Source organism: Streptomyces sp. NPDC001220 (genome assembly GCF_053597895.1).
Genome location: NZ_JBSFJE010000045.1, coordinates 1 through 7328, shown reverse-complemented (window position 1 = coordinate 7328; position 7328 = coordinate 1). Strand labels below are relative to the sequence as shown.

The following is a 7328-nucleotide window of genomic DNA, read 5'->3' as shown; positions in this document are numbered from 1 at the left end:
CGGGTCACGAGGAGGCGTGCGCGGCGGCCTGCCGGCGGATGGTCGAGGCTCTGAAGCTGGCTCCCATGGCCGCGACCATCAAGACCGGTCTGCGTGACACCCGCCACGTGATCTTCAACAACGGCACGGAGCTGCTGTGGGCCACCACTTTCGAGACCGAGTGGGAGCCCTACATCGACGACGCGTTCCTGACCGTCGGCTTCGAGCACTTCGTGGACTGGATGCAGCACACCACCGAGTGGGAAACCAAGATCGCTCCGTGGATCGAGAGGTCCGGCGGCCTTGAGTCGCTCACGGGCGACAAGACGCGCGAGGGCTTCGAGGAGCACATCATCGCGAACATGGCCGGCATGAGGTGGATCCTGCAGGACGGGCAGCAGCAGGCCACCGCCTACTGGAACCCGGTCAGCTCGCTGACGATGTCCGAGATCACCAAGGCCGAGCGGATCAACGCCGCCTTCCAGGAGGTCCTGGACGACCCCGCCGCCGAGGAGGCCCTCCAGCACCCGGCCCTCCAGCCCCTGCTCGCCCAGGCCGCCAGCTGACCCACCCCACACCCCCGGACGGGGCGCCACCCGCGCCCCGTCCGGGACCCCGATCGCCAGGTGCAGGCGACTTTGTGAATGTTTTCACGTTCGCGAAGTCGCCTGAATCTCATGGAGAGAGAGTGCATACGGCATGGCACCCGACGTGATAGCCCGCTGGCAGTTCGGAATCACCACCGTCTACCACTATCTCTTCGTGCCGCTGACGATCAGTCTGGCCGGCATCACGGCCGGTCTGGAGACGGCGTGGGTGCGCACGAGGCGGGAGAAGTATTTCCACGCCACCAAGTTCTGGGGGAAGCTCTTCCTCATCAACATGGTGATGGGTGTGGTCACCGGCCTCGTCCAGGAGTTCCAGTTCGGCATGAACTGGTCGGCGTACTCCCGCTTCGTAGGCGACATCTTCGGGGTACCGCTGTCGATGGAGGCGATCATCGCCTTCTTCTTCGAGTCCACGTTCATCGGGTTGTGGATGTTCGGCTGGGACAGGCTCCCCCGCCGCCTGCACTGCTTCTGCATCTGGATGGTGTCCCTCGGCACCGTGCTGTCGGCCTACTTCATCCTGGCGGCGAACTCGTGGATGCAGCACCCGGTCGGCTATCGGATGGACCACGGCCGACCCCGGCTGACCGATTTCTCCGAGGTACTCCTGCAGCCCACGGCGGTGTTCGCCGGCCTGCACGCGATCACGGCCGCGTTCGTCACCGGCGGAGCGTTCGTGACCGGCATCGCCGCCTGGCACCTGTGGCACGCGCAGCGCACCCGGACCCGGGGCGGCGTTGTGGACGCCGGACGCATCCGCGTCATGCGGACCTCCCTGCGGGTCGGCCTCGCGGTACTGGCGGTGGCGGGCTTCGCCACCGTCCTCGACGCCGATGCCCTCGGCAAACTGATGATCGATCAGCAACCGTTGAAAATGGCCGCCGGCGAGGGGCTGTGGAACACCGCGGCGAACGCGCCGTTCTCCGTGGTCGCCATCATGGACGGGGGGAAGCACACGAACACGGTCGACATCGACATCCCGTACGTGCTGTCGTTCCTCGCCCACGGCAACCCGCACGCCCCCGTCACCGGTATCAACGACGCGGCAACGGCCATGGCGGCGCAGTACGGAGGCTCGCCGGGAGACTACCTCCCCGATGTTCCGGTGGAGTACTGGTCGTACCGCTTCATGATCATGTTCGGGATGACCTCCTTCGCCGTCGGCGTGGCCGGGTTGTGGCTGACCCGCAACCGGCGCTGGATCGCCCCGGCCCTCGTCACCCGGTCGGACGAGGTCCCGTACCTGATGCTTACCAGGAACAGGGCCCTCGGGCCGTTTCTGACCAAGTGGGCCTGGCGGGTGGCCATCTGGACGCTGGGGTTTCCGCTGATCGCGAACTCGTTCGGTTGGATCTTCACCGAGAGCGGCCGCCAGCCGTGGGTGGTCTACGGCCTGATGCGCACCTCGGACGCCGTCTCTCCGGGGGTGAGCGCCGCGGAGATGCTGACGACCCTGATCGGATTCACCGTCCTGTACGGCGCCCTCGCCGTCATCGAGGTGAGGCTGATGGTCAAGTACGCCACGGCCGGCCCCCGGCTCGACGAACAGCCGCCGCAGCGTGACCCGCGCCTGCGTGGTCAGTCCTCCGCCGAGGACGACGACAAGATCCTCACTTTCGCCTACTGACCAGCCGTCAGGACGTTTCGCCATGCACCTTCACGACTTCTGGTTCCTGCTGATCGCTTTCTTCTGGACGGGCTACTTCGTCCTGGAGGGCTTCGACTTCGGCGTCGGGGTGCTCACCAAGCTCCTCGCCCGTGACGAGCCCGAACGCCGTGTGCTGCTCAACACCATCGGGCCCGTCTGGGACGGCAACGAGGTGTGGATGATCGCGGCCGGCGCCGCGACCTTCGCCGCCTTCCCGGGCTGGTACGCCACCCTGTTCAGCGGCTTCGACCTCCTCCTGTTCGCCGTCCTGGTCTGTCTGATCGTGCGGGCTGTGGGCTTCGAGTACCGCGTCAAGCGCGACGGCATCCGGTGGAAGCGCAACTGGGAGCACGCCATCTTCTGGTGCTCGCTGCTGGCGCCGCTGCTGTGGGGGCTGGTCTTCGCCAACATGGTCCACGGCGTGGCCATCGACCGGCGGCACGTCTACACCGGCGGCCTGAGCGGCCTGTTCCACCCCTACGCGCTGCTCGGCGCGCTGACCCTGCCGGCGGTCTTCACCGTCCACGGAGCGGTGTTCGTCGCGCTCAAGACCGTCGGCGACATCCGTGACCGGGCCCGCGCACTCGCCTTCCGGCTCGGCGCTCTGGCCGCCGTGCCCACCGGGGCCTTCCTGATCTGGACGCAGGTGGACCGCGGCAACAGCCGCAGCCTGGCGACGGTGGTCCTCGCGCTGGCCGCCTGGGGCATCGCGCTCGCCTGCACCAGGGCTCGCCGCGAGGGGTGGGCGTTCACCTTCTCCGCCGCCACCGTGGCGGCCACGGCAGCGACGTTGTTCCTGACTCTCCATCCCGAGGTCATGCCGTCCACGTTGAACCCGGCCTGGAGCCTGACGGTGACCAACGCGTCCTCCTCGGCGTACACGCTGGGGATCATGACCTGGGTGGGCGCCGTCTTCGCGCCGCTGGTCATCGGCTATCAGGCCTGGACGTACTGGGTGTTCCGCAAGCGCATCGGCACCCAACACATCCCGCAGGCCAACTCCCACGGCCCCTCTCCCGTACAAGGAACCGTCATGCCCCTCGCCCGTGTCCCGGACAAACCGCGCGTCCTCATCGCCGGCGGCGGCTACGTCGGCCTGTACACCGCGATGCGCCTGCTGAAGAAGCTGCGTCGCGGTGAGGCGACCGTCACGGTCGTGGACTCCCGCTCGTACATGACCTACCTGCCCTTCCTGCCGGAGGCGGCAGCCGGCAACGTGGCCCCGCGCAACCTGGTCGCCTCGCTGCGCGGGGTTCTGACCGGTGCGGAGGTGGTCACCGGGCACATGGTCTCCGTCGACCAGGCGGACAAGGTCGCCCACGTCCGCACTGCGGCGGGTGACGCGCTCGAGCTGCCCTTCGACCACCTCGTCGTCGCGCTCGGCTCGGTCTCCCGCACCTTCCCCATACCCGGCCTGGCTGAGCACGGCATCGGCATGAAGTCGGTCGAGGAGGCCATCAGCCTGCGCAACCACGTCCTGGCCCAGCTGGACCGCGCCGACTCCACCACCGCCGAGACGGTGAAGCGCAAGGCCCTGACCTTCGTCTTCGTCGGTGGCGGCTTCGCCGGCGTGGAGACCATCGCGGAGACCGAGGACATGGCCCGCGACGCCGCCCGGACCTACCGCAACGTCACCCGGGAGGACATGCGCTTCGTCCTCGTCGAGGCCGCCGGTCGCATCCTGCCCGAGATGGGTGCGGACCTCGGTGTCTGGACCATGGAGAAGCTTCAGGCACGCGGCATCGAGGTGCACCTCGAGACTTCCATGGATTCCTGCGTCGACCAGCACGTGGTCCTGGCGAACGGTGTCGAGGCGGACGCCTCCACGATCGTGTGGACAGCCGGCGTCCGCCCCAACCCCGCGTTGGCCCACTTCGGCCTGCCGCTCGGCCCGCGTGGCCACGTCGACACCCTGCCCACTCTCCAGGTCAGGGGTCTCGACGGTGTGTGGGCCGCGGGCGACAACGCCCAGGTTCCCGACCTGGCCGCCGAAGAGGGCGCATGGTGCGCGCCCAACGCGCAGCACGCCGTACGTCAGGCCCCGGTGCTCGCCGACAACGTGATCGCGGCTCTGCGTGGCCGTCCGCCGGCGGAGTACCGGCACAAGAACCTGGGCGCGGTGGCCGGCCTTGGCCTCCACAAGGGCGTCGCGATCCTCTTCCACAAGATCAAGCTCAAGGGCCGCCCGGCGTGGTGGTTCCACCGCCTCTACCACGGCAGCCGTGTGCCGACGCTGAACCGCAAGATACGCGTGTTCGTGGACTGGACCCTGGCCGCCCTCCTGAAGCGGGAAACCGTCGGACTCATCGAACTGGAGCACCCGCGCGACCCGTTCACCGAGGCGGCCACGTCGTCCCGCAGCCGTACCTGATCTCTCCGCCCGCTTTCTCCCTTTCTCTTTCCGTCGTACCCCCGTCCGCTGCCTGGAGGGCTGTCCCCATGTCACAGAACACCGTCGCCGCCGCTCGCGGCGCTGAGACCACACCGGAGAATGTGCCTGTCGACCCGTCACACCGGCGCCGCTGGTGGATCCTGATGGTCATCTCCCTGTCCATGCTGATGGGTGTGCTCGACGGCACCATCGTGAACATCGCCCTGCCGTCCGCCCAGCGCGACCTGGGCTTCTCGGACGCCGACCGGCAGTGGGTGGTCACCGCCTACGCGCTGGCCTTCGGCAGCCTGCTGCTGCTCGGCGGCCGGATCGCCGACCTTGTCGGGCAGAAGGTGACCTTCCTGGTGGGTCTGGCCGGCTTCGCGGCCGCTTCCATGGTGGGAGGCGCGGCGAACGGTTTCCTCATGCTCGTCGCCGCGCGCGCGGTGCAGGGCGGGTTCGCCGCCCTGCTGGCCCCGTCCGCGCTGTCGATCCTGATGACCACCTTCACCGAGCCGCGCGAGCGGGCGAAGGCCTTCACCGTCGCCGGCTCGGTCTCCGGTGCGGGCGGAGCCGTCGGCCTGATCCTCGGCGGCGTACTGACCGAGTACCTGGACTGGCGCTGGACCATGTACGTCAACGTGGTCTTCGCGGTGGTGGCGTTCGTCGGCGGCGTAGCCCTGCTGCACCGCACCCCGCGCGACACGTCCTCGAAGCTCGACGTCCCCGGCACCCTGCTGGTCTCCGCCGGCCTGTTCTGCCTGGTCTACGGTTTCTCGAACGCCGAGACGCACGGCTGGGGGGCGGCGTCGACCTGGGGAATGCTCGCGGCCGGCACCGTCCTGGTGGCCCTCTTCGTCTGGCGGCAGAACAAGGCGGCATATCCGCTGCTGCCCCTGCGGGTCCTGCTGGACCGCAATCGCGGCGCCTCCTTCGCCGCCCTGTTCGTCAGCGGCGCGGGCATGTTCGGCGTGTTCCTGTTTCTGACCTACTACCTTCAGCTGAACCTCGGCTACAGCGCCCTGAAGACCGGCTTCGCCTTCCTGCCCATGATCGTGGCATCGTCGTCCGCCTCCGCCGTGGCCAACAACGTCCTGGTGCCGCGCATCGGCCCCAAGCCGGTGGTACCGCTGGGCATGGCCATGGCGGCCGCCGGCCTGGTCTGGATGACCACGCTGGACACGAACAGCGGATACCTGACGCAGGTACTGCCCCAACTCCTGCTCGTCGGCGTCGGGCTGGGCACGGTCATCGCGCCGGCGATGAGCCTGGCCACGTCCGGCGTGGCCGACGCCGACGCCGGCGCGGCGTCCGCCGCCGTCAACACCGTCCAGCAGGTCGGCGGGTCCATCGGCGTCGCCCTGCTCAGCACGATGGCCTCCGACGCCGTCACCGAATACCTCTCCGGCCGCAACCCCAAGGACCCCGCCGTCCTGGCCCAGGCCGGCCTCGAGGGCTACTCCACCGCCTACTGGTGGTCGGCGGGCATCTTCGTCATCGGCCTGGGCGTAACCGCCCTGCTCTACCGTCGCGGTGTGCCCCAGCAGGACGAGAACGCCGCACCTCTCGTCCACATGTGACCGGCGGACGGGTCCGTCCGAGAAGGGGCTGCAGGCCGTGCCGCAGGCACCTGCTGCGACAGGTGCCGTGCACGAGGAATCAAAGGGGGAGGTGTCCGGGTACCTTTGACGGGGCAGCGCCGCAGGAGTCGTGCAGATTCTTCGGGGTCGCCCTGTTCCCCTCTCTGAGACAAAATGTCCCATAGTAGGCTGTAAGTCATGTTGTCTCACGGAAGGGAACGGAGAGGTGGAAGACAGAATTGATCCACGTTTGCTGCGCAGTCGTGAAGCCATGGTCGCGGCGGCCACCGCGCTGCTCACGGAGGGCGGGCTGGAGGCTGTGACGCACCAGGCGGTCGCCACCCGCGCCGGCGTCGGCAGAGCCACCGTCTACCGGCACTGGCCCAGTCTTCTCGACCTCCGCCTGGCCGCGCTGGAAGCCGGTATGCCGCCTTTGCCTCCGATGCCCGAGAAGGTGCGGGCCGCTTCGGGTGATGATCCGCGAGCGGAGCTCGTTTACCGCCTGGGCGTGCTCGCCGAGCGGTGGGACGACGAGCAGGCGGGTGCCGTCCTTGCTGCGGTCCTCGGTGGCTCGCGGCATGACGAAGGCATGCGGCGCCTCCGGGAGTCGCTGGTCAAGCAGATCGCCGATGCGCTGCGTCCCGCTGTCGCCGCGGCCGTGGAGCGCGGCCGGCTCCGGTCGGACGTCACCCCTGAGACCTTTGCCATGGCCACCGCGGGTCCCCTGTTCTTCGAGCGCTTTCTCGCCGGGAACCACCTGGGGCCTGACACCGTGGACGCCGTCGTGGATGCCGCCATGCGGGGCTGGTCCTAGCGCCGTCGAGTCCCCGGCGTGGCTGGATGTCCGCCGTTCGGCCGGGGCTGATCAGGGTGGCAGTCCTTCGCGCGCATGAACAACTGCGAGGTTCTGCCACCTCCTGGTTCCCCGCTTCGGTGGTGGTCGGCCGAACCTGTCGGCGCGAACCGATCGGCTCGCAGGCCGGTGCGGGCGCCACCGGTCCGAACGCTGCACTTCTTTGAACCGAGCCGGTGTGACGCAGGTCACTATGAGACAAGTTGACTCATAGAATCTCTGTGAGGCAATCTGTCTCACATGGGGATCGCGAAAGGCGGATCCCGCTCCTATCCACAGATGTCGCCAA

5 protein-coding genes and 1 pseudogene are annotated in these 7328 nt (G+C 68.4%); all 6 read left to right on the top strand.

Annotated elements, in window-relative coordinates; all coding sequences use genetic code 11:
* A partial coding sequence (locus tag ACWDGI_RS43465; RefSeq protein ID WP_450768582.1) for a hypothetical protein occupies window positions 1-545 on the top strand: 545 nt, incomplete at its 5' end.
* Between the two features lie 133 nt (window positions 546-678).
* A complete protein-coding gene (locus ACWDGI_RS43460; RefSeq protein ID WP_450768581.1) occupies window positions 679-2214 on the top strand; it encodes a cytochrome ubiquinol oxidase subunit I in 1536 nt (511 codons plus the stop codon).
* 22 nt (window positions 2215-2236) lie between these two features.
* Window positions 2237-3184, top strand: a pseudogene (cydB, locus tag ACWDGI_RS43455) (cytochrome d ubiquinol oxidase subunit II); the annotation flags it as partial.
* Between the two features lie 84 nt (window positions 3185-3268).
* Window positions 3269-4606, top strand: a complete 1338-nt coding sequence (locus ACWDGI_RS43450; RefSeq protein ID WP_450768583.1) for an NAD(P)/FAD-dependent oxidoreductase — start codon at window positions 3269-3271, stop codon at window positions 4604-4606.
* A gap of 68 nt (window positions 4607-4674) precedes the next feature.
* Window positions 4675-6186: an MFS transporter gene (locus ACWDGI_RS43445; RefSeq protein WP_450768580.1), complete on the top strand. Its 1512-nt coding sequence runs from the start codon at window positions 4675-4677 to the stop codon at window positions 6184-6186.
* Between the two features lie 226 nt (window positions 6187-6412).
* Entirely contained in the window at window positions 6413-7000 is a 588-nt protein-coding gene (locus tag ACWDGI_RS43440; RefSeq protein ID WP_450768579.1) for a TetR/AcrR family transcriptional regulator, read from the top strand.
* Window positions 7001-7328: the final 328 nt, after the last annotated feature.

Excerpts from the sequence above, each read along its gene's own strand:
- ACWDGI_RS43445 (WP_450768580.1), top strand. The coding sequence starts at position 4,675 with ATGTCACAGAACACCGTCGCCGCCGCTCGCGGCGCTGAGACCACACCG.
- ACWDGI_RS43450 (WP_450768583.1), top strand. The coding sequence starts at position 3,269 with ATGCCCCTCGCCCGTGTCCCGGACAAACCGCGCGTCCTCATCGCCGGC.
- ACWDGI_RS43460 (WP_450768581.1), top strand. The coding sequence starts at position 679 with ATGGCACCCGACGTGATAGCCCGCTGGCAGTTCGGAATCACCACCGTC.